22 protein-coding genes are annotated in these 22,376 nt (G+C 30.1%); 8 read left to right on the forward strand and 14 right to left on the reverse strand.

The genetic code is table 11. From position 1 onward, the window contains the following. Positions 1-75: 75 nt before the first annotated feature. Positions 76-351, reverse strand: coding sequence for a hypothetical protein (locus tag ACLVEP_RS08810; protein WP_032089742.1), 276 nt, complete (start codon positions 349-351; stop codon positions 76-78). Between the two features lie 107 nt (positions 352-458). On the opposite strand from ACLVEP_RS08810, the gene ACLVEP_RS08815 reads away from it, so the two are divergent. Further along, the gene (locus tag ACLVEP_RS08815) at positions 459-1,799 is read left to right on the forward strand and encodes an MATE family efflux transporter (RefSeq protein WP_412584285.1); all 1,341 of its coding nucleotides are present in this window, start codon (positions 459-461) and stop codon (positions 1,797-1,799) included. Between the two features lie 13 nt (positions 1,800-1,812). Here ACLVEP_RS08815 and ACLVEP_RS08820 read toward each other — a convergent pair whose 3' ends face one another. Beyond that, a complete protein-coding gene (locus ACLVEP_RS08820; RefSeq protein ID WP_412584288.1) occupies positions 1,813-2,436 on the reverse strand; it encodes an L-2-amino-thiazoline-4-carboxylic acid hydrolase in 624 nt (207 codons plus the stop codon). A gap of 46 nt (positions 2,437-2,482) precedes the next feature. Then, on the reverse strand, positions 2,483-3,184 hold the full coding sequence (locus ACLVEP_RS08825; RefSeq protein WP_412584289.1) for a sulfite exporter TauE/SafE family protein: 702 nt from the start codon (positions 3,182-3,184) through the stop codon (positions 2,483-2,485). A 100-nt stretch (positions 3,185-3,284) separates the two neighbouring features. Between ACLVEP_RS08825 and ACLVEP_RS08830 the strand changes: the two genes are divergently transcribed. Continuing rightward, the gene (locus ACLVEP_RS08830; protein WP_412584291.1) at positions 3,285-4,130 is read left to right on the forward strand and encodes a LysR family transcriptional regulator; all 846 of its coding nucleotides are present in this window, start codon (positions 3,285-3,287) and stop codon (positions 4,128-4,130) included. Positions 4,131-4,170: 40 nt separating this feature from the next. Here ACLVEP_RS08830 and ACLVEP_RS08835 read toward each other — a convergent pair whose 3' ends face one another. The 4 genes from ACLVEP_RS08835 to ACLVEP_RS08850 all read right to left on the reverse strand — a co-directional run bounded on the left by ACLVEP_RS08835 (position 4,171) and on the right by ACLVEP_RS08850 (position 10,042). Beyond that, positions 4,171-6,216: an FAD-dependent oxidoreductase gene (locus ACLVEP_RS08835; protein ID WP_412584294.1), complete on the reverse strand. Its 2,046-nt coding sequence runs from the start codon at positions 6,214-6,216 to the stop codon at positions 4,171-4,173. 139 nt (positions 6,217-6,355) lie between these two features. Continuing rightward, a complete protein-coding gene (locus ACLVEP_RS08840) occupies positions 6,356-6,919 on the reverse strand; it encodes a TetR/AcrR family transcriptional regulator (protein WP_158546564.1) in 564 nt (187 codons plus the stop codon). A 61-nt stretch (positions 6,920-6,980) separates the two neighbouring features. Beyond that, complete coding sequence (locus ACLVEP_RS08845) at positions 6,981-7,571, reverse strand: hypothetical protein (RefSeq protein WP_412584296.1); 591 nt, start codon at positions 7,569-7,571, stop codon at positions 6,981-6,983. A 101-nt stretch (positions 7,572-7,672) separates the two neighbouring features. After that, complete coding sequence (locus ACLVEP_RS08850; protein ID WP_412584298.1) at positions 7,673-10,042, reverse strand: glycoside hydrolase family 3 N-terminal domain-containing protein; 2,370 nt, start codon at positions 10,040-10,042, stop codon at positions 7,673-7,675. Between the two features lie 240 nt (positions 10,043-10,282). Between ACLVEP_RS08850 and tnpA (ACLVEP_RS08855) the strand changes: the two genes are divergently transcribed. From tnpA (ACLVEP_RS08855) to tnpC (ACLVEP_RS08865), 3 genes are all read left to right on the forward strand, one after another. Continuing rightward, complete coding sequence (gene tnpA / locus ACLVEP_RS08855) at positions 10,283-10,615, forward strand: IS66 family insertion sequence element accessory protein TnpA (RefSeq protein ID WP_119362695.1); 333 nt, start codon at positions 10,283-10,285, stop codon at positions 10,613-10,615. After that, positions 10,612-10,968 carry an IS66 family insertion sequence element accessory protein TnpB gene (gene tnpB, locus ACLVEP_RS08860; protein ID WP_227352341.1) on the forward strand — a complete coding sequence of 119 codons (357 nt, stop codon included), beginning with the start codon at positions 10,612-10,614 and terminating at the stop codon, positions 10,966-10,968. The genes tnpA (ACLVEP_RS08855) and tnpB (ACLVEP_RS08860) overlap by 4 nt, the downstream gene beginning before the upstream one ends. Before the next feature lie 113 nt (positions 10,969-11,081). Beyond that, a complete protein-coding gene (gene tnpC / locus ACLVEP_RS08865; protein ID WP_412582196.1) occupies positions 11,082-12,662 on the forward strand; it encodes an IS66 family transposase in 1,581 nt (526 codons plus the stop codon). Positions 12,663-12,788: 126 nt separating this feature from the next. On the opposite strand, the gene ACLVEP_RS08870 is transcribed toward tnpC (ACLVEP_RS08865), so the two are convergent. Next, positions 12,789-14,252, reverse strand: a complete 1,464-nt coding sequence (locus ACLVEP_RS08870) for a glycoside hydrolase family 1 protein (protein ID WP_412584301.1) — start codon at positions 14,250-14,252, stop codon at positions 12,789-12,791. 89 nt (positions 14,253-14,341) lie between these two features. Between ACLVEP_RS08870 and tnpA (ACLVEP_RS08875) the strand changes: the two genes are divergently transcribed. From tnpA (ACLVEP_RS08875) to tnpC (ACLVEP_RS08885), 3 genes are read left to right on the forward strand one after another with little or no spacing between them, the layout of a single operon-like run. Then, positions 14,342-14,605 carry an IS66 family insertion sequence element accessory protein TnpA gene (gene tnpA, locus ACLVEP_RS08875; RefSeq protein WP_270470627.1) on the forward strand — a complete coding sequence of 88 codons (264 nt, stop codon included), beginning with the start codon at positions 14,342-14,344 and terminating at the stop codon, positions 14,603-14,605. Then, positions 14,602-14,961 (forward strand): IS66 family insertion sequence element accessory protein TnpB, encoded by a 360-nt coding sequence (gene tnpB, locus ACLVEP_RS08880; protein WP_270470626.1) that lies wholly within the window; start codon positions 14,602-14,604, stop codon positions 14,959-14,961. Before tnpA (ACLVEP_RS08875) ends, tnpB (ACLVEP_RS08880) begins: the two co-directional genes overlap by 4 nt. Positions 14,962-15,005: 44 nt before the next feature. Continuing rightward, the gene (gene tnpC, locus ACLVEP_RS08885; protein ID WP_270470625.1) at positions 15,006-16,571 is read left to right on the forward strand and encodes an IS66 family transposase; all 1,566 of its coding nucleotides are present in this window, start codon (positions 15,006-15,008) and stop codon (positions 16,569-16,571) included. A gap of 131 nt (positions 16,572-16,702) precedes the next feature. On the opposite strand, the gene ACLVEP_RS08890 is transcribed toward tnpC (ACLVEP_RS08885), so the two are convergent. The 6 genes from ACLVEP_RS08890 to ACLVEP_RS08915 all read right to left on the reverse strand — a co-directional run bounded on the left by ACLVEP_RS08890 (position 16,703) and on the right by ACLVEP_RS08915 (position 22,109). Then, complete coding sequence (locus ACLVEP_RS08890) at positions 16,703-17,581, reverse strand: N-acetylglucosamine kinase (RefSeq protein WP_412584304.1); 879 nt, start codon at positions 17,579-17,581, stop codon at positions 16,703-16,705. Between the two features lie 11 nt (positions 17,582-17,592). Next, the gene (locus tag ACLVEP_RS08895; RefSeq protein WP_412584306.1) at positions 17,593-18,945 is read right to left on the reverse strand and encodes a PTS sugar transporter subunit IIC; all 1,353 of its coding nucleotides are present in this window, start codon (positions 18,943-18,945) and stop codon (positions 17,593-17,595) included. A gap of 11 nt (positions 18,946-18,956) precedes the next feature. Further along, positions 18,957-19,289: a hypothetical protein gene (locus ACLVEP_RS08900; RefSeq protein WP_032089731.1), complete on the reverse strand. Its 333-nt coding sequence runs from the start codon at positions 19,287-19,289 to the stop codon at positions 18,957-18,959. 12 nt (positions 19,290-19,301) lie between these two features. After that, positions 19,302-20,201 carry an N-acetylmuramic acid 6-phosphate etherase gene (gene murQ, locus ACLVEP_RS08905; protein WP_412584309.1) on the reverse strand — a complete coding sequence of 300 codons (900 nt, stop codon included), beginning with the start codon at positions 20,199-20,201 and terminating at the stop codon, positions 19,302-19,304. A gap of 114 nt (positions 20,202-20,315) precedes the next feature. Continuing rightward, positions 20,316-21,161 carry a MurR/RpiR family transcriptional regulator gene (locus ACLVEP_RS08910; protein ID WP_412584311.1) on the reverse strand — a complete coding sequence of 282 codons (846 nt, stop codon included), beginning with the start codon at positions 21,159-21,161 and terminating at the stop codon, positions 20,316-20,318. A 204-nt stretch (positions 21,162-21,365) separates the two neighbouring features. Beyond that, a complete protein-coding gene (locus ACLVEP_RS08915) occupies positions 21,366-22,109 on the reverse strand; it encodes a MerR family transcriptional regulator (protein ID WP_412584314.1) in 744 nt (247 codons plus the stop codon). Positions 22,110-22,376: the final 267 nt, after the last annotated feature.

Consider the following 22,376-nt stretch of genomic DNA (forward strand, 5'->3'; position numbering starts at 1 on the left):
CTTGTTAACATCTCTTTGACAAAAGCTTTTGCACTTCCATTTTCCCCGGTATAATAAATATGAACAGTAATTGCGTTATTCTTTTTCAAGATTTGATTTTAAACTTTCAATACGTTGATTGATTTCATCAATCTTTTGAACAACTGGAGCAGCTTTTTCATCAAAAACATTGTCCTTATTTAAAACTTCATAATAAAGTTTTCCAAGTTCAATAAACTGATCATCTAAATCTGCTTCTGCACTTTTAATACTTACTTTTGTTTTTGTTGTATCAACGAATTCAGAAGATTTTTCAATTGTTTTTTCAGTAAACTTTGCTGCTTTTTTTGTTAAATCATCAAATAATGCCATTGTTCTTCCCTTCTTTCTTAAAACTCATTTTATCATATTTCTCCTTTCCTATCTATATTGACCTTTAGCCCCTATCGTTTATAATTAGAAATGTTTGGAGGTTTTATATGAATCAACGTTTAGAAAATGAAAAAGTATCATCTCTTTTATTATCACTTGCCTTACCATCTATCTTAGCGCAACTGGCAACACTTATTTATAATATGGTTGATCGTATTTATATTGGAAGATTACCTGATGGCGGTTTATCAATTGCCGGTATAGGTCTATGTACTTCAATTATTACAATCATTACTGCTTTTAGTAATCTTTTTGGTAGAGGTGGTGCTCCTTTAGCTTCTATCAAACTTGGAGAAAAGAATCCTAAAGAAGCAGAAAGAATTTTAGGAAATGCGTTTAGTAGTTTAGTTTTAACATCGATCATTATTATGATTTGTTTATTATTATGGGGAGATCGTATTTTAATTCTTTTTGGAGCAAGTCAAAAGACACTTCCTTATGCTTTATCTTATTTAAGAATCTATAGTGTGGGAACAATTTTTATTCAATTAACTGTTGGTCTTAATTATTTTATTAATACACAAGGTTATGCAAAATTTGGAATGATGACTTTATTGATCGGTGGTATTTTAAATATTATTTTAGATCCTATTTTTATTTATGCTTTACATATGAATGTTGCTGGTGCTGCACTTGCTACAATTATTTCACAGTTTATCTCATGTATCTGGGTTCTTTCCTTTTTATTTGGAAAGAAAACAACAATTAAAATCAAAAAAGAAAATCTTTTATTTGATTTTAATATCATGAAAAAGATTTTAGGATTAGGTTTTACACCTTTCTTTATGTCATCTACTGAAGGAATTTTACAAGTTGCTTTTAACAGACAACTTCTTCTTTATGGAGGAGATTTATCCGTAAGTGCCATGACTATTCTTTTATCAATGTCACAAATTCTCTCTTTACCAATGGAAGGAATTGCTCAAGGGGCACAACCAATTATCAGTTATAACTTTGGTGCTAAAAAATATGAACGTGTAAAAGAGACTATTAAGATTGCCCTTAAAGTTGCTCTTACCTATTCAATTATTGGTGTTATTTTAATGGAATTATTTCCACAAGTTTTTGTTTCTTTATTCGCTAATGATACAAAATTGATTGAACTTTCTTATCAACTTTTAAGAATTTATATTTTTGGATTTATTATTATGGGAGCTTTCTCTACATTCCAACAAACATATAATGCTTTAGGATGTGGTAAAAATGCATTTTTCTTTGCATTCTTTAGAAAAATCATTTTACTTATTCCCCTTATTTATATTCTACCCTTGATTTTACCAAGTTATGGTGTTTTTGCAGTTGTTCTTGCAGAACCAATTTCTGATTTAATGACAACTATTATTAATGGTCTGTACTTTAAAAAATTTGTAAAAAAGACACTTATCTAAAAAAGATATCCTCTCAGATATCTTTTTTTCTTACTACATGAAAATCACAACATGAATCTCCCTTAGCTAATGTATGATTCCTTATTAACTTGGCACCAACCATCTCATAAGTTTGATAATCCATACGACATAAACATGGTAAATACCTTTCCATATGTTCTTTTTTAGCTAAGGTACATAAACCACATTTTGTATATGTACAATAAAATTCTTGTTTTCCTTTTTGATAATCAAATACCCAATCCGTTTCATATTTACTGTTTTTTGATTTTTGAGATTCTAATACTTTTTGATCTTGAACTTTATCTGAAAATAAAGTTCCTTTTTTCTTTTGTCCCTCATGTGCTTTTTGCATCAAGTTTGATTGAATACTTTGATCAATAATATCATTCATTAACTCCAGTGTCATTTCTTCATCAGCTTTAGCCATTGCAAAAAAGAAACATCCTGCCACTAAATTACTTTCTAAACTATTTCCACCAATACCTGGTGTTCTTTCTACCATTTCTCGATAATATTTTTTTATTTTCTTTTTAATTTCATTAAAGTTTCTTGTTGGTAAATTATTTTTATAATATTTTTTTAATAATACCAAAAAAATCAATTGATAACTCTTTGCTGAAAGATTATATTTCATTTATATCACCAAAATCATTATACACCTTTCAATTAAAAGAATCATTTTAGATGATTACATTTATCAAACCACTTATTCCAATAACAATATAAATAAACTTTCTCATTTTATCTTCATCAATATATTTCAATAACCTTTTAGCAATCAAACTTCCTAATATAATTCCTATAGCACCTAATAAAATCATTGGTAAATAATCAACAACTAAAATACCTCTATAAATTCTTAATAGAGTATTGTAAATACAGTTAATCAAAAAGAACATTTGTAGACATCCTAAATATTCTTCTTGTGATTTTGTTTTCGACATAAAATAAACAACCATCAATGGTCCCCCGATACCAAAGAAACCATCACAAATTGCTGAAAGAATAATACAAAAGTAAGCAACTGTTTTTTTCATTTCTTGTTTATTTTTAGAAAAGAATAAATAGTAACAAGCTAATAAAATCAAAAAAACACCTAAACCCTTTTTTAAATAACTTGTACTTATCCTTGAAGAAATCATAATCGTTAAAGTACAGACGATCATATAAAGAAAAGTAGGTTTTATAACTTTTTTAAACTCAATAAAATGTCGATATTGAAATACCATAAAACTAGAAAGAACAATAGAAATAGCACCAGTAATTGCTGCACTCCCTGTTACTGTATAAAGCATTGGTAAATAAAGCATCAAAATAATACCTGCTCCAAATCCTGTCATTCCTTGTAATAACCCTGCACCTAATCCTACAAATAATCCCATCTCTTTTTTCACCTCACCTAGAGTATAGAAAAAGAAATATATAATTACAAATATTTATATTTTATGATATATTATAATTAAAAGTTATAGAGGTGATAAAATGGAATTACGTGTTTTAAATTATTTTTTAACGATTGCTAGAGAAAAGAATATGACAAAGGCTGCTAAAATATTACATGTTTCACAGCCTGCACTTTCCAAACAAATCAAAGATTTAGAACAAGAAATTGGAAGTCCTTTATTTATTAGAGGAAAGTCTTCCCTTTCACTTACCGAAAAAGGATTTCTTTTACAAGAAAGAGCTTCACAAATTTTAGAATTATCTCATAAAACTCTTGAAGAAATGCAAAATGATGTTTTAGCTGGTCCTCTATATATTGGTACAGGACAAACAGATAATTTAGTAGAAATTGTTAAAGTCATGAAATTATTTAATGAACGTTATCCTTTTGTTAAATTTCATATTTTAAGTGGCGATAAGGAAACTTTATTAAAACAAATAGATCATGGTTTACTTGATTTTGGATTATTTATTCGTGAATATGATAAAAGCAAGTATGAAGGTCTGTCTTTAAAGTCTACAAACTCTTTAGGTATTTTGGTTCCTTTAAATCATTCACTCGCAAATAAAAATATAATTGAAACTACAGATTTAAAAAATGAAAAATTAATTGTTGCTAGACAAGCACTTCAAGATGGTGAAGTACCAACATTTATTCAAGACCAACAAATTGTTGCTGTCTTTGACTTACCAGAAAACGCAAAAATAATGGTGAAAGAAAATTTAGGAATTGCTCTTATGCCTGATACTTGTTATCAAGATCCTGATTTAACGTTCATTCCATTAAAAAATATGCCTTCTTATAAATGGCATATTATTTGGAAAAAAGGAAATATTTCTCCCATTCAAAAAGCTTTTATAGAATTATTAAAAAAATATCTTTAAAAAAATTACGAAACAAACATGTTTCGTAATTTTAATCATATTAAATATTTAAAGCTGTTGTATAAGCACCCCAAATAGCTGTCATTAAGTTACCTGGTTGAATAGCATCACCTAATAAGTAAACATTATCTCCTTTAATTGCTTCATAAAGTGATTGGTCAGATTTATAACCAACAGAGACAACAACTGTATCTGCATCAATTAATTTAGGTGTATGATGCACTCCAAATAATGACATCATTCGTGCTCTATTATTAATGTTAGGTTGATTTGTTGTCATAACATCAATGGCTAATTTTCCATCTTTATATTCTTTTATTGTCGCATTTTTATAAAGATCAACATGATAATATTCCATCAATTCAACAAGCATATTATAATTTGGCGCAGCTAAACCTTCTACGTTCATAATAGTAGGAAGTGCTTCTACGACAGAAACTTTTTTATTCTTTCTAGCAAGATCATAAGCTAATTCACAACCTGTAAGACCACCACCAATAATAACAACATTTTGATCTTTAATATCTTGTTTATCTAAAACATCAACGGCATATCTTACATTTGGTTGATCAAATCCAGGAATCATATCTAAACGTTTTTCACTTGCTCCTGTTGCTACAAAAACAACATCATAATTTTCTTTATCTACCACTTTAAATTCAGTATTGAATTTAACATTGACACCTGCATCTTTAATTTGTTTTTTATACCAAGCAAGTAAACGACGATCATCATCTTTAAAATCAAAAGCACTCGCTTCATTAAAGACTCCACCTAAACGATCTGTTTTTTCATAAAGATCTACTTGATGTCCACGTAAAGCTGCGACACGTGCTGCTTCCATACCAGCAATTCCACCACCGACAACAGCTACTTTCTTTAAGACATCGGCTTTCGTAATATTATAATGATTTTCCATACCACAACGTGGATTTAAAGCACACGAAATGTCTTTAGGTGTCATTGTTTTCATATCTACTTGGAAAATACGTGCTAAGCATCCAAAGTGACAAGAAATACATGGTCGAATATCATCTTCGCGTCCTTCTTTGAATTTATTAGCTAAATCAGGATCTGCAAGTAATGGACGACCCATACCCATCATATCAATTTTACCTGCTGCAATTTCTTTTTCAGCAAGTTCTGGATCATCAAAACGTCCTCCACAAATCACTGGAATATTGACCCATTGTTTTACTTTTTCAACATCTTCCAAGTTACATGCTTTAGGCATATATACTGGTGGATGTGGCCAATACCAAGCATCATATGATCCATTATCGCAATCTAACATATCATATCCTGCTTCTTCTAGCATTTTCGCAACTTTTTCACTTTCTTCATAATCTCTACCAAATTCTTGATATTCTTCACCTGGTAAAGCACCTCTGTTAAAGTCTTTTGTTTTACTTACAACAGAATATCTTACAGAAACTGGGAAGTCTTCACCACAAGCTTTTTTAATTGCTTTAACAATTTCACATGGGAATCTCAAACGATTTTCTAAACTTCCACCATATTCATCATTACGTTTATTCCATGCAGCAATTGTAAATTGATCTAATAAATAACCTTCATGTACTGCATGAATTTCAACCCCATCGATTCCTGCATCTTTAGCAGCTTTTGCCCCTTGAGCAAACCATTCAATATATTGATGAATATCTTCAATACTCATCTCTGGGTTATTTTTAGAAGGATCCCACACATTAGGCATTGAACTAGGTGCTGGATCTGTTGGATGGATAGAGGCTCTACCTGACATCGCTGTTAACATAACAAAGACTTTTGAACCATATTTATGAACACCATCAGCTAAGTATTTCATATTTTCTGTGTAACTTTTAACATCATTGACAATACTTGGAAGTCCTGCTCCTTTTGGTACAGGAACTAGTCCAGTAATAATTAAACCTGTTCCTCCTTTAGCTCTTTCAATGTAATAATCTGCTCCATCTTTTGTATAACTTCCATCGCTATTCATCATACGTGGTGAAAAAACACCCATTGGAAGTAATGCAATACGATTTGGAACTTCTACTGTACCGATTTTAACCGGTGAAAATAAATGTTGATATTTATTCATACCAAATTCCTCCTTGAATTAGTTCACTGAACTTATTCAGTTAACTTATATATACATCGTAAGCCTTTACAATTCAATTGTCAATAACTTAATAATTTTTTCACATAGAAATAAAAAAAATAGAAAGACTTTCGTCTTTCTATAAACCAATATAGTCTAGTACAATAGAAATTTCTTCATGCACCGCTTCTATTAAATCATAACTTCCATTATGACAACACCAATCATAAATACTTCCTCGACTAATTCTTAACATCATTTTAGCAGCATGTTCTTTATTCATATGTTGTATATTATTTAAGTTTTCTAAAAGTTTTTGATAAAGATATCTTTCATCACTATGAAGATATGTATTTTCAGCATTTATTTGATTTTTAAAACAAATAGTTGTCATCTTTAAACCAATATCTAAAAAAACATCTTTTATTTGAAAATCAATTAAAAAAAGAATTGCCTCTCTTTCACTATTAAAAGTTTGCTTTTCATAAGCTTCTTTTAACATCTGATCAAATTCATAATAACCATAATCAATAATTGCTTCTTTATTTTTATAATGATAATAGACAGATCCTACAGAAACATTTGCTGCCTTAGCAATATCACTTACTTTTACCTTATCATATCCAAATTCATCAAATAACTTAAAAGCTACATCATATATTCTCTTTTTAGTTTCTTCTCTTTGTATATCTCTAGTAGTCATACTATTCCTCATTTCTAAACAGAATAGATTTTATCAAAACTTATTAAAAAATACAAATAGGTTACATATTTCCAAATTCTAATGCTTTAAAAAAATCATGTGCTTCATCATGAATATTTACTTTCTTTGTTGCCTCAAGAACATACCACGTAAATTCTAAATCTTGAATAATAATAGGAATTCTCTTACCACATCTTTGTAGAAAATAATCTTCTTCAATTAATCTTCTAGCAACATCACTAATCACTTCTAATAATTCATAATACCCTATCGGACCTTTTCCTATATATCTACAATTTTCATCATAACAATCAGGATCTTCATAACCAATATTTTCTATACCTTCTTGTTTATACCACGCAAATAAAGTTTCCATTCCTTTTTCATCAAGCATATCTTTATCATCTTGTTCTAAATATGCATAATTCCATCTTTCTTCACTATAAAGTCCCTCATCATCTCCAGTATATTCACTTTTAAAAAAAGTTTCATTATTTAAAGAAATACTAAATTCACATACATTAGAATATTCTTTATATGCATATGCTTCATTACTGTATAGAAAAAATGTAACAGAGTAAGCATCTGATATATTCCAATGATCCATTTCATTTTTTATTTTATTATAAAAATATTCTCTTAAATCAATCATCACTCTAATCCTTTCTTTGTTTATTTATTTAATTATACTTGATAATCAAAGTGATTAAAATAAAAAAATCCTCCTCGCTATTAACGAAGAGGATCATTTAATTAGTTATTTCTTTTTCTTCTTACTAATACATATGCTAGTGCACATCCAGAAATAATCATCATAGTTACTAATGGGACAATTGCTGCATTATCACCAGTTTTTACTTTTGATGTATCTTCTTTCTTTGTATCAGTTTTTGTTGTTGTATCTGTTTTTACTGTATCATCTTTTTTGTCAGATGGTGTTGTTGGTTCATCTTTTTTATCAGATGGGTTTGTTGGTTCTTCTTTTTTGTTTTCTGTTAATGCTTCATATGCTTTATTTAATGTTGCTAATGCTTCATCAAGATCTTCTTGTGAACTTACTTTGCTTAATACTTCTTGTGCATTTTTCAATGCAATTTCAAATACTGACCATGATGCATCTGTATAGTTTCCTTTTTCAAGTTTTTCTAATTCTGCTACTTTATTTGCTAATGTATCTCTATCGATTACTTTTGCATCATATGTTATTCCATATCCACGTTTATAAACAATTTCATCTGTATAACTATCACTATCAGCATCATATTTTGTAACATTTACAGGTAAAGTTCCTGTTGCTCCAAATGTACCTAAAGCAACTTCAATACCAGCAATAATATTTGGTCCATATGCTGCTTTAGATGTTGTAGCTCCACCTATGATAGCTTCTGTTGGATCAACAGAAGACCCTGCATCACCATATACAGCTAAGATTGCATCTGCATATGGATATAATTGAACATCATATGGTAAATCCACTGACATAATAACTGATGTTTTATTATTTTCTTTGCAATATTTTGTAAAATTATTTGGTCCAGCAGATCTCCAATGTTTATAATCTGTATCATATGTTCCATAAATTTCTGAATTAATAATAACAGTATCAGCCCAATCAATATTTTCTTTTACTGTTTCTAAATCATCATGTCCTTGATAACATTGAACTTTAACTTCTGCACCATCTGGAATTAACCCAGCTTGTTTTGCTCTATTCCATCCCATTAACATTTGTGATTGTTCATTTGTATATGGACAAAGCATTAAAACTTTACTTTTTTTAGTAACATTTAATGGTAATGTATTATTTTCATTTTTAATAACTGTTACAGCTTTTGTAGCGATTTCTCTTTCTTTAGCTCTGTTTTCATCACTACCTACTGTTGCTAATGCTTTTTCTAATGAATAATTTGATTCTTTCCAATCTAAAATTCCTTTGTTTTCTTTTAATGTTAAGATTCTTGTTACTGCATCATCTAATCTAGATTCTTGGATTTCTCCATCATTTACAGCTTTTTCTACACCATCAATAATTTTATCTAAATTAGCTAAATCTTCTTTACTTTTTAATTCACAAGGCATACACATTAAATCTACACCTGCATTAATAGCAAGTTTTGCTGCTTGAACTTGATCAAATGTATTTGCAACACCTGCCATATTCATTGCATCAGTAACGACAACTCCTTTGAATCCCATTTCTTCTTTTAATAAGTTTGTTAAGATTTTATGAGATAATGTTGAAGGTAATTTTTCTTGTTGTTTAGTTTTTTCTGAATAAACTGTTGTATTATCTAATTGTGGGTAAAGAATATGCGCTGACATGATCATTTCAATACCTTGATTAATCGCTACTTGATATGGTTTTAATTCATTGTTTAATAATTCTTCTTTTGATTTGTCTACGATTGGTAATCCATAATGTGAATCAGTGGCTACATCACCATGACCTGGGAAGTGTTTTGCACATCCAATAACATTATATTCAGCTAATCCTTCAATTTCAGCTGATGCCATTTTTCCAACCATTTCAGCATCATCACCATATGAACGTAAGCCAATAACTGGGTTACTTGGATTATTATTGACATCGACAACTGGTGCTAAATTTGTATTGATTCCTAAAGAACTTAATTCACTACCAATAATTTCTCCAGCAATTTTAGCATTATTGACATCACCTGTTGCTCCTAATGCCATGTTTCCTGGTAAAGCAGTTCCTGATCCTAAACGATAAACAGAACCACCCTCTTGATCAGCACTAATCAATAATGGAATACCATTATCTTTAGTTGCTGCTTTTTGTAAATCCATTGTTAAATTATAACTTTGTTCTGTTTCTTTAATATTATTAGCAAAGAAAATAACAGATCCAAAATCATAATCTTCTACTATTTTTTGTACTTCTGAATTCATTTTTGTAAAATCAGATTTTGCTTCTTCATCTGCTGTTTTCCATTGTCTAAAATCAATCATCATCATTTGTGTTATCTTTTGTCTTAAAGACATATTGGATAACAAACTATCAACTCTTGAAGTTGTTGCACCTACCCCTGACATGGCCATTGAAGCAACCATTGAAAGAGACATAGCAGATGCAAGAACTTTCTTCATTCTTCTTCCCATATTTTTATATTTCCTTCCTCAATTTTTGCACTTAATATTGTCTAGACATGTTGTACAATAAGCGTTGTAACAAAAACAAAATCATTTTGCAAGCCTTTTCATATATAAAGTAAGCGCCAAATAAAATAGTGGATAAAAATATAGAACTCTAAGAACTACAATATAGAATGTGGAGACTCCATAAACTATATTGTAGTTTTTATATTCTCCAAAAACTATATGGAAAGGAAGAGAGACTATATGACAGTACAGGAACTTACCGAAAATGAAAAATATAAATTTTGGTATTTTAAAATCAAAGAATGCAAGGAAAGTGGTTTATCTGTCAAAGATTTCTGTGACAAAAACAATATCAAGCCGTCGACTTATTATAATTATCAACAAAAAATCAGAAATATTTTATGTGATCAGATAAATGAAAACAGCTACAAGAATGAAGTATCCTTTGTTTCTGTTGAAAAGCAACCACACAATAATGAAAAGATTATCATTATCAAGGGAAGCATCAAAATTGAACTCGATTCAGATACACCTTACCAAAGTATTGAGCCTCTTTTGAAGTCACTATTATGATTGGTGATATTTCAAAAGCCGAACATATTTATATAGCTGTTGGCTATACAGATATGCGTAAACAGATTGATGGTCTTTCAGCTATCGTTCAACAGAACTTCAAGCTTGATCCTTTTTCTAATTCTGTGTTTCTGTTTTGTGGTAGAAATACAAGAATCATGAAGGCACTGTATTGGGAAGGTGATGGTTTTGTCTTACTTTATAAAAGACTTGAAAATGGTAAATTCAAATGGCCAAGAGATGAATCAGAAGCTCGAGAAATAACCCCTCAACAATTCAGATGGCTGCTTGAAGGACTTTCTATCGTACAGCCTAAGACCATTCAGAAAAGTTATCCACAAGTTGTACTGTAAAGCCTTGATTTCATAGGATAATATGCCTGTTTATGGTATAATGGATGTATGAAATGGAGGTGCTTTTGATGGCTGATTCTACTACAGGTACAGTTGAAAATTTAGCTTTGGTAATGGCTAATCTGTCACATTCTATTGAAGAATTGAAAGCTACAATTGCATCTTTGAACAGTACCATTGACAGTTTGAAAGCTGAAAATGAATACTTAAAAAACAACAATGAACTTTTACGTGAAGAAAATGCCTATTTAAAGAGAAAGCTGTTTGGTACCAAGAGTGAAAAGATAACACATTCTATGGATCAGCTTTCTCTTTTTGATGAAGCAGAAAATGAATGTGAACCTGAACTGCTTGAAGATATCTCATATACCAGAGCCAAAAAGAAACAAAAAGAGAAAATTGATATCAAATTAGACAAGCTAAAACATGTAAAAAAAGTTTATGATGTTGATGAAAAAGACAGAGTATGTGATGAATGTGGCTCTAAATTATCTTATGTAGGTGAGGAATTTGTAAGACATGAAGTTATTTATGAACCAGCCAAACTCTATGTAAAAGATATTTATCGAAAAACATATGAATGTCGAAACTGTAGAAAAAAAGGAAAGGTAGTCATGCTTAAAGCTGGCACACCTCAACCGGTTGTTCCACATTCATATACATCGCCAAGTGTACTGTCACAAGTAATCATTGATAAATATGTAAATCATATGCCACTATACAGACAAGAATCAGAATGGAAACGATTAGGAATGAAACTTTCAAGAACGACAATGGCAAACTGGATCATCATTGCCGCCAATGAATATTTCATTCCATTGGTAAACAGGATGCACGAACTGATGATGAAGGAATCACATATACATTGTGATGAAACGCCAGTTCAGGTATTGAATGAACCAGGTAAGAAGGCTACTTCTAAATCATATATGTGGGTATATTCAAGTATCAAAGAAAGTAAAAGACCTGTTAAGATATTTGATTACAGACCTGACAGAAAAGCAACCAACCCTCAAGAATTTCTGAAAGGATTTGATGGTACTATCATTACTGATGGCTATTATGGATATAACCATATAGATGGTGTAACCAATGCTTATTGTTGGGCGCATGCCAGACGGAAGTTCTATGATGCTTTGCCTGTAGATATGAAGAATGCATCAGATACACTCGCAAATACAGCCATTGAAAAAATAGCTAAACTGTTTGCGATAGAAAAACAAATCGAAACATTATCACCTGATAAAAAGGAGAAAGTACGTCAAGAAAAATCAAAGCCATTAGTTGATGACTTCTTTTTATGGTGCAAAGAAAATCAAAACAAGGTGTTAACAGCTTCTAAGACAGGAAAAGCTATACAATATGCCTTGAATTACGAGGCAGGACTGCGTTCATTTTTAGAAGATGGTCTTGTACCTATGACAAATTCATTAGATGAACGTACAATCAGACCATTTACAGTTGGTCGAAAGAACTGGCTGTTTTCAACTTCTACTAAAGGAGCTGAAGCAAGTGCTGCAGTCTTCAGCTTGATTGAAACAGCTAAAGCCAACAAACTTAATCCATATGATTATATTGAATTCATTCTGGATTATTTACCTCAACAAGATCTGGTTGAAGATCCAAAGAAATTGGATTGGTTCTTACCATGGAGTGAAGAAATAAAAGAAGAATTTGAAATAAAAGCCGACTAAATTGATCATTGTATCAATTCAATCGACTTTTTTAAATACACTATTTTATTTGGCACTTACTATATAAATTTCATTTTTCATAAAAAAGTTTGAAATGATATTTCAAATAAAAAGAAATGAATTTAATCATTTCTTAAACTGTTGATGTTGATTTTGAATATAATCATGATACCATTTAAAACTATCCTTTTTATAACGTTTATAAGTACCATTTCCTAAATTATCACCATCTACATAAATAACACCATATCTTTTTGCCATTTCACAACTTCCTGCTGAAACGATATCAATAACGCCCCACATAATATAACCAATAACATCAACACCATCATCAATTGCTTCTTCTATTTGTTTGAAATGTTGTTTTAAATAATCTATTCTATAAGGATCATGAATAGAAAAATCACTATTCAATTGATCTCTTGCTCCTAAACCATTTTCTGAAATAAAGATTGGTTTTTGAGTACGATCATACATTTTATTAAGCATAATTCTAAGACCAATAGGATCAATTTGCCATCCCCATTCAGATGCTTTTAAATAAGGATTTTTAGTTGAAACTACAAGATTACCTGCTGTTTGTTGGCCGTTTTCTTGAATAGTTGCAATAGAACTTGAATAATATGAAAAACTAACAAAGTCACAAGTATATTCTTTTAATAATGTTTCATCTTCATCTTCCATTTTAAGATGTATATTGTTTTCTCTAAAGAAACGATCCATATAACTTGGATAATGACCATTTGCTAAAATATCAACAGCAAACCATTGATGTATTTCCTCATCTCTTACAGCCTTTAAATTATCTTCTGGTGAAGAAGTTAATGGATAATAACAAAAACATGCTACCATACATCCTGATTGACTTTTAGGTGATAATTCTCTTGCTATTTTAATTGTTTTTGCACTTGCAATAAATTGATGATGAAGTGATTGAAAAACAAGACTTTGGTTATAAGGTTGATCTTTTTCTTTAACTAAACCTACACCATTATAAGGACTAAAATATCCTGCATTTATTTCATTAAATGGTAAAAAGTAATCAATATATTGTCCCCAATGTTCAAAAACAGTTTTAGCAAATCTTTCATAAAAAGTAACTAGTTTTCTATTTGTCCATCCACCATAATTTTCTACTAAATATAATGGAACAGCATAATGATTCATTGTTAAAAATATTTTCATTCCTGCCTTATGAACTTCTTTAAAAATATGATCATAAAATGCAATTCCTTCTTTGTTAGGTTCTAATTCATCACCTTGAGGATATAATCTTGCCCAACTTATTGAAAATCTATAAATATCAATCCCTAATTCTTTTAATAAAGCAATATCTTCATCTATATGATGATATCCATCACTGCCTTTTCTAAAAGGATAATTTCCAACACCCTGACATTTTTTTGCTTCATCTATAACCTCTTGAGTGAGTAAACGGGTTGCTGTTGTAGCATCAGAAGTTCTTTTTAAATAAGGTCTACAATCTTGAGTATCTAGACCTTTTCCATCTAAATCATAACCTCCTTCATATTGACTACTAGCAGTTGCTCCACCCCAAAGAATATCTTTTTTCTTTTGTATATATACCATTCTATGGTAAGCGACAAATAATTAAGCACTTATAAATAATAGAATAATTCAATACAATAAGGATGTACTAAACAAGGAGGTGCATCTTTATGATGAAAAAGACCAGGGAACAATGGAAAGAAGTTATAGAAGATCAAAAAGCAAGTGGACTGTCAATAGAAAAATACTGTCAACAGAGCCATATCTGTGTTTCCAGTTTCTATAAATATAAGTCACTGATTATTAAAGAAGAATCTTCTTTTCTTCCTGTCGTTGTTGATAAAGATGATGAAATGATTGATTTTGAAATTGATCATCATCATATTTCGTGTTCAAAGCAACATGTCAGAGTAATATTGGAGAGTCTGCTATGATTATCAATACCGATGAGATCAAAAATATCTATGTTTCCAAAAAATACTGTGATATGAGAAAACAGATTGCGGGTCTTTCATTGATTGTCACATCCGAATTTAAGATGAATGTTCTTGATCACAGTCTGTTTATCTTTACCAATGCTTCACGCAATCGAATCAAGATGCTCTATTATGAAGCCAATGGATTCTGGCTTTTTACCAGAAGACTGGAAAATGGAAAATTTAAACTTAAAATGCATGAAGAATCTGGTGTTCTGATGATTACTCCTCAACAGCTCAACTGGCTGATTGAAGGGTTGGAATTTGAAGACATGATATGTGAAAATACGGTTTCCAATCGTATTATTGTCTAGTATTTTATGGTATAATCTTTTGTGTTTTAAGGATGTGATGATCAATGAAAAATGAAGAAAGAATCAGTCAGCTAGAAGCAGAACTTGAAGCTAAAAACAATGTCATAGAAAGTCTCAAACAGGAACTGAATTATATTCATGAACAGCTTGTACTTTATAAAAAGACTCTCTATGGCTCAAGAACTGAAAAGACTGAAATTCCTAATCAGTTGACACTCAATATTTTTAATGAAGCTGAAACTGAAGAAACACCCATAAAAGCAGAACCTGAACTTCAGGTAAGGGTGTCATCACATTCAAGAAAGAAATCAAGAAAAAGAAATATTGATGATCTTCCTGAAACAGTTGTTGAACATGATATAGAAGATAAAACTGACCCTCGAACAGGGAAACCATTAAGACTTATTGGAACGAATGAAAGAAAAGAACTTGTTCATCATAAGGAATACTATGAAGTCATCAGACATGTTCAGTATGTCTACAGTGCAGATTATGATGAAGAAATAGAAACAACTCCAATGTATAAGGGTGATGTGCCAGCATCTGTTATTCCAAAGAGCTTTGCATCACCATCACTGCTTGCATCTATTCTGGATAAAAAGTTCAATCTGTCATTGCCGCTATACAGACAGGAAAAGGCACTTGAAAGAGTTGGAATCACGCTGTCAAGACAGACAATGTCCAACTGGATCATAAAGCTCTATGATCTTTATTTTCAGACATTTGTTGACTATATGCATAAGGAACTTCTCAAATGCAGCTATATCAATGCAGATGAAACAACCCTGGAAGTACTGGAACTTAAAAAAAGTGAAGGAAGACAGGACAGCTACGTATGGGTTTATAAAACAGGAAGAAGCGAAGAAAAGCAAATGGTTCTCTATCAGTTTGAAAATGACAGAAAACATGAAAGAGCGAGCAACTTCTTAGAAGGATATCAGGGAATTATACAAAGTGATGGCTATAAGGCATATTCAAATGTGGAAGATGTAAAAAACATGGGATGCTTTGCACATCTTAGAAGGAAGTTTGTAGAAGTCATGGATGTAGCACCAAAAGGAACAGAAATAAAAGAAACAGAAACATATAAAATGTATCAGATGCTTAACAAACTGTTCCACCTGGAAAAGGTATATGATAAAAAATACAGAAATGATTTTGATCGTATAACTGAGGAAAGAAAAAAGAATTCATTGCCAGTTCTTGATGAGTTCTATCAAAAAGTCAAAGCTGTCTATCCTCATTCAGTTGAGAAAACACATTTGCATACTGCTTTGACCTATGCCATCAACAATGAAAAATATTTAAGATATTACATAGAAGATGGACGTGTTGAAATTTCTAACAACTCAGCGGAAAGATGTTGTAAAGTCTTTGTCATAGGAAGAAAGAACTTTCTATTCAGTAACAGTATCAATGGAGCCAAGGCAAGTGGTGCGGCATACAGCATTATTGAAAGTGCAAAAATGAACAAGTTAAAACCTTATGACTACATAGAATACATACTTACAAAAATGGCAGGAAATAAATTAACAGAAAACATGCTGGAAGAAATCATGCCATGGTCAAAGAAATTACCAAAAACATTATATAGGGACAAAAAGGCATAGCGATATGTCCTTTTTGAGCATCAATTAAAAAACAGAATGATCCTATCTGGTTGGTTTTCATCCAGTACTTTTTATGCTCGTTATTTGACGCTTACATTCTATGTCCTCCTTTTAAAAACTAAGGTGATTTCTCACCTTAGTTTCTTTACAAGTATATAGGCACCATATTCTGGTGTATGAATAGGTGGGATTAAATTAAATTGTTTTCCTAATTTATCTTTAAGGTGAGGAATAATAAAAGAATTTGCATGTTGAAATACACCGCCTATATAAGAGACGTTAATGGGAGATTTAAAATTTTTAGATAACAAGTTAATCAATTTATATATTTCTTCTGCAGCTTGTTTATATATTTTTAAAGCATTAGGATCTTTTTCTTTTGCTGCTAAACCATTAATATAAGCTAAAGCAGCAATTTTGGTACGATCATGATTTAAATGATCCATAAAAGTAATAATGTCATAATCATTTACTAAATGACATTCTCTTTTAATTAAATCATATAAAATTGTCTTTTCTAATCGACCATCTATTTCTTGACAAAAAACACTTAACATCTTTTTAGCAATCCAATAAGCACTTCCTTCATCACCTAATTGATAGCCCCAACCACCACAACGTTGTAATGCACCTTTCTTCAAAGAAAGCGCAATACTACCAGTTCCAGCAATAACGACTATTCCATCTTGACCATCAAGAGCACCTTCTATTGCTATTCTTACATCACTTTCTAAAACAAATGGTCTGTTTTCAAAGGCTTTTTCGCAAATTTCTTCTATTTCTTTTCTTATTTTTTTATCTTGTCCATATCCTGCTAAACCAATACCAATTTTTGAAATATGTTGTGGATCTAATTGTTCAATACCATCTTTTAATATTTCAATGCATTTTTGAGGTGTTTGACTTAAAATATGAACAGTTGGTAAAACAATTTCTTGACAAATATTCCCATTATCATCATAAGAAACCATCTTTGTTTTAGTTCCACCACCATCAATACCTATATACATAAATTTCACCTTTATCCTTCGATAGCTTCTTTTGCTTTTTCTTCTTCTAATAATTCCTTATCATACATTTTAAAGAATGGATAATATAGTACAACAGAGATGATAATTAAAATAATATTCAAAACTGCTGCTCTCCAATCTCCTCCACATGCAAGATAAGCACCAATTGGTCCAGGTAATGTCCATGGAGCAATTGTAACTGCACAATTAACAAGATGCATAGCTGTAGCAACCCAAGCAATTGTTGCTAAAACTAAAGGAATAATGATAAAAGGAATAAGTAACATTGGATTTAAAACAATAGGTGCCCCAAAAATCATTGGTTCATTGATATTAAAAATAGATGGTAATAATGTTGTTCTTCCTAAAGTTTTTCCATATTTAGATTTTGCTTTAAAACAGAATAAGATAGCTAATCCAAGTGTTGCTCCAGAACCTCCAATATGTACAAACCATTGTAGAAATGGTTCTACCCCTATATGTGTAGCAACACCACCAGCAGCTACTGCTGCTGTATTTTGATCTAATAAAATTAACCAAATTGGTCTAGCAAGAGAACTGACAATAGAATCTCCATGAATACCAAATGACCAGAAAAACATAATTAAGAATATAATAATTAATGTTGATGGTAATGTATCTGTCGCATTTACTAATGGTTTAATAAGTGTTCCTACAATACTATGAACATCAATACCTAGCCACATTGTAATTGTAGCCATACCTAAAATAATAATAATTGTTGGTGTTAAAGATTCAAAAGATCTTGCTACTGCTGGTGGAACAGCAGCAGGCATCGTAATTTTTATACCTTTTACTTGTGTAAATCTATAAATTTCAACTCCAATAAATGCAGATAAAATTCCAATAAACATACCTGCTGATCCTAAGTTTTCTGCAGGAATAACATATCCCGAAGGAAGTTGTTGTAAAAATGCATTTAATTCTGCATTTTTACCTGCTAATGCAGTAATTGAATCAGTCACATCTGGAATAGAGACAGGAACAATCGTTAATAAGAATGTTAACTCTGCCATAATTGCTCCACTTAATCCATCTAAATCATAAGATTTTGCAAGTGAATAGCCAATTCCAAAAACTGCATATAATGTCATAATATACATTGACATTCTATATGGTAATAAAATAGCTACTGCATTAGCTTTGATAAACTTCGCCAAAGCCCATGATTCAGGCATTTGATTATATGAAAATGCAACAACCATTAATAACGAACTTACAATAATAATTGGTAAAGTAGCAATGATCCCATCACGAATAGCACGTAAATGTCTTTGATTGGAAAGTTTTTCCAAAGGACCAGCAAATTTACCTTCAATAATGTTCGAGAACTTTTCAAACATATTTTTTCCTCCTATCTAATCATTAATATCATCACAAAAGCCATGATTGTAAATATACCTGCAACAATCCAAAAGCTTTTACACATTCCTTTTTTTCTTTCAATATAAAATTGTGAATAAGCAACAGATAAACCACATACAATTGAACTAATAATTGCATTAGGAAGGCGAAAATCAATATGTAAATAATGAAAACCATTTACACAAACAATTAAAGATAACATTGTAGCACCTAAAATCAACAATGCGCTTTTAAATCCGAACATTGGAATATCATAGTCTGTTACCCCAAACATATTTTTATATGTTTTATTTTTTTCATTTTTTACAACATATCTTTTCATTGCTTATTCCTCCTATAAAAAACTTCTAACTGTTAGGCTAATATTACCTTTATTCTTTTCAAGAGCTTCTTGACATTCTATTTCATCTTTACCCGTAAGACCCATTAAAATAGCAATCTTAACATTAAACTTGCTTTTATTTAATAGTCTTGTTGCTTCTGCTTCATCACAATCAACAGATTGACAAACAATAGAAACAGCTCTCATTTTTAATTTTTCATTTGTTGGTTGAACATCAACCATTAAGTTTCCAAATACTTTTCCTCTTTTAATCATCACTGAAGTTGAAATCATATTTAAAACCATCTTTTGTGCTGTCCCAGCTTTCATTCTTGTTGAGCCAGTGACAACTTCTGGTCCTACAACAACTTCAATAGGATAATTAGCGTACTTTGAAATCTCTCCATTTTGAACACAACACAATGAAATTGTAGAACAGCCAATTTTGCGCGCATATTGCAATCCTGCAATTACATAAGGTGTTCTTCCTGAAGCAGCAATTCCACAAACAATATCTTTGTCATTTAAATCTATTTTTTCTAAATCTATTTGTGCTAATTGCTTCGAATCCTCTGCACCTTCAACTGCTTGGGTAACAGCTTTAATCCCTCCAGCAATAATTCCTTGGATAAGAGTAAGTTCAACTCCATAAGTTGGTGGACATTCAGAGGCATCTAGTATTCCTAGCCTTCCAGAAGTTCCAGCACCTACATAAATTAATCTTCCACCTAAACACATTTTTTTATAGATACAATCAACCGCTTGAGCGATTTGTAATATGACGTCTTGTACTACAAATGCTACTTTTTGATCTTCATTATTAATTGTTTTTAAAATATCAATAGTTGACATTTCATCAATATGTAATGAATTTTGGTTTACTTTTTCTGTATCTAACTGATTTAATTTCATTAATATGGCCCCTCCTTCCAATATCATTATATTATTTTTGAAATATTATTTCAATAATAATTGATATATTTTAAAATATTATTTCTAAAATAAAAGATTCATTTTGAAATGAATCTACTTTTTAAGAATTGAAACATTATTTCTTGAATCAATCAAATTATCTTTATTTTTATCAAAGTTCTTTTTAAACACACCATAATACAATAAATCAGTAATTACAAAAGAAGAAATTCTTGATGAAACTGCTCCTATACGTAACTCCTTTTCCTCGCTTGGTACTCTAAGTGCAACCGTACTATTTTTTGATATAAGATTTTGATTAATTTGTGTAATTGAAATATACGAAATATTTTTTTCAACTAAGATTTTAGAAATATCTACCAATCCTGCCGTTGTTCCTGAATAACTGATGATCAATGCCGTATCATCCTTTGTCATACTTTGCGTAAATGTCATTTGAATATGTAAATCATTATTATAAATAACCTTTTTCCCAATTCTGATTAATTTTTGTTCAATATCATTAGCAATAACTGAAGAACCACCTACTCCAAATAGATAAATAGTAGATGCATTGCATAAAAGATTTATAGCATTTTCTAAATCACTAACATTAATCAATTGATATGTTTTCAATACCGTATTCATATTTAAACGACATCCTTTATCTACTAAAGATGTCATATCATCATTTTCATTAAAAATAATATCTACATCTAAATCATGTTGCTCATTTGAATGAGATTGAGCTAAATTCATCTTTAAATCACTAAATCCTTTACAACCTATTTTTTTAGAAAATCTAATAACTGCCGCAGCAGATGTATTTGTCTTTTCACCTAATATTTGTGCAGAATATTTTAAAACTTCGTTTTTATTTTCAAGAATATATTTTGCTATTAATTTTTCTGTCGATGTATAATTTTCTTTATTTTCTTTAATTCTTAATAAAATATTCACATAATCACTCCCTATATAGTTTCATTATATCAATCATTAATATGAAATTCTATTTAAAAAAAGAAAGCTTCAAAAAGCTTTCCTTAACTATCACAAAAGGAAAATATATGGATAATCTCATCAACAGTGATAGTACACATTTTATATGCATAATTATTCTATCATTTATAATTAAATAATTTTTATTTAAGAACATTTTGGTCTTTATTCTTTTTTTAGAATACTCTCTCTTGGATTATCTAAATGATATTCTTTTGCCCATTTTCTAAAATGTCTATTAATATATGAATTAAGTTGCACCATATCTCGTTTATTAAGATAAATATCAACCAATCCAAGAGGATCTTCTATTGGATAATCTTTAATTCTTTCCATCATTTGATAAACAACTTCATTATTCATAATTTGAAAAGAATATGTATCATGTTGTGTGACAACATCTAAATCTACATAATAATTCATATGAACAACTAATACTCTCATTAGACCTATTGAACTAGACATAGATAATTTAAAATATTTTATATCACTATAGTTTATTTTTGTTTGTTCATATTGAAGATAATCTTTATAAAAATATAAGCGATCATAAATCGTTCCATAATCTAAAACGTGATCAACTGCTATTTTAACTTTTCTTCTTTTAATATAATTATTAATTCTTTCATCTATATTTTCTAAATCAAGATGTTGTTTTTTAATCATATCTTTTTTATTTTCTAAAACATCTCTAATCGACTTCTTATCATTTATAATTTGTTTGATTTCTTCAATCGTGACATCCATTTCTCTTAATAATAAAATAAATTTAATTCTTGAAACATCCTCTTGGCTATAATTTCGATAATTATTGCTATCTCTTGCTGGTTTTACCAAACCTTCATTTTCATAATAAATCAATGTTTTCTTTGTTATTGATAACATTTCTTCTACTTCATGTGTTGTCATATTCATCACCTCTACCCTTATTAAACAGTATAACCTTAGGATATGGTCAAGTACTTTTTATAATAAAGACAAATATAAGATATACATATTTGAATAACTACCGTCTTTTAACATAAAACCTCCCGAAATCATGCCAACTTCTTTAAAACCTAAAGATTTAGATAATACTGATTTACGTGCTTATATAATAGCTAATGAATTGATTATTGATCAATTCAAATAAATCATTTCATTATTTAAACAACAAGAACGTCTACAAAATAGGTT

This window comes from Faecalibacillus sp. (assembly GCF_047023275.1).
Classification (GTDB): domain Bacteria; phylum Bacillota_I; class Bacilli_A; order Erysipelotrichales; family Coprobacillaceae; genus Faecalibacillus.

Coding starts and splice junctions, on each gene's coding strand:
- ACLVEP_RS08810 (WP_032089742.1), bottom strand. CDS start 351: ATGGCATTATTTGATGATTTAACAAAAAAAGCAGCAAAGTTTACTGAA.
- ACLVEP_RS08815 (WP_412584285.1), top strand. CDS start 459: ATGAATCAACGTTTAGAAAATGAAAAAGTATCATCTCTTTTATTATCA.
- ACLVEP_RS08820 (WP_412584288.1), bottom strand. CDS start 2,436: ATGAAATATAATCTTTCAGCAAAGAGTTATCAATTGATTTTTTTGGTA.
- ACLVEP_RS08825 (WP_412584289.1), bottom strand. CDS start 3,184: ATGGGATTATTTGTAGGATTAGGTGCAGGGTTATTACAAGGAATGACA.
- ACLVEP_RS08830 (WP_412584291.1), top strand. CDS start 3,285: ATGGAATTACGTGTTTTAAATTATTTTTTAACGATTGCTAGAGAAAAG.
- ACLVEP_RS08835 (WP_412584294.1), bottom strand. CDS start 6,216: ATGAATAAATATCAACATTTATTTTCACCGGTTAAAATCGGTACAGTA.
- ACLVEP_RS08840 (WP_158546564.1), bottom strand. CDS start 6,919: ATGACTACTAGAGATATACAAAGAGAAGAAACTAAAAAGAGAATATAT.
- ACLVEP_RS08845 (WP_412584296.1), bottom strand. CDS start 7,571: ATGATTGATTTAAGAGAATATTTTTATAATAAAATAAAAAATGAAATG.
- ACLVEP_RS08850 (WP_412584298.1), bottom strand. CDS start 10,042: ATGGGAAGAAGAATGAAGAAAGTTCTTGCATCTGCTATGTCTCTTTCA.
- tnpA (WP_119362695.1), top strand. CDS start 10,283: ATGACAGTACAGGAACTTACCGAAAATGAAAAATATAAATTTTGGTAT.
- tnpB (WP_227352341.1), top strand. CDS start 10,612: ATGATTGGTGATATTTCAAAAGCCGAACATATTTATATAGCTGTTGGC.
- tnpC (WP_412582196.1), top strand. CDS start 11,082: ATGGCTAATCTGTCACATTCTATTGAAGAATTGAAAGCTACAATTGCA.
- ACLVEP_RS08870 (WP_412584301.1), bottom strand. CDS start 14,252: ATGGTATATATACAAAAGAAAAAAGATATTCTTTGGGGTGGAGCAACT.
- tnpA (WP_270470627.1), top strand. CDS start 14,342: ATGATGAAAAAGACCAGGGAACAATGGAAAGAAGTTATAGAAGATCAA.
- tnpB (WP_270470626.1), top strand. CDS start 14,602: ATGATTATCAATACCGATGAGATCAAAAATATCTATGTTTCCAAAAAA.
- tnpC (WP_270470625.1), top strand. CDS start 15,006: ATGAAAAATGAAGAAAGAATCAGTCAGCTAGAAGCAGAACTTGAAGCT.
- ACLVEP_RS08890 (WP_412584304.1), bottom strand. CDS start 17,581: ATGTATATAGGTATTGATGGTGGTGGAACTAAAACAAAGATGGTTTCT.
- ACLVEP_RS08895 (WP_412584306.1), bottom strand. CDS start 18,945: ATGTTTGAAAAGTTCTCGAACATTATTGAAGGTAAATTTGCTGGTCCT.
- ACLVEP_RS08900 (WP_032089731.1), bottom strand. CDS start 19,289: ATGAAAAGATATGTTGTAAAAAATGAAAAAAATAAAACATATAAAAAT.
- murQ (WP_412584309.1), bottom strand. CDS start 20,201: ATGAAATTAAATCAGTTAGATACAGAAAAAGTAAACCAAAATTCATTA.
- ACLVEP_RS08915 (WP_412584314.1), bottom strand. CDS start 22,109: ATGACAACACATGAAGTAGAAGAAATGTTATCAATAACAAAGAAAACA.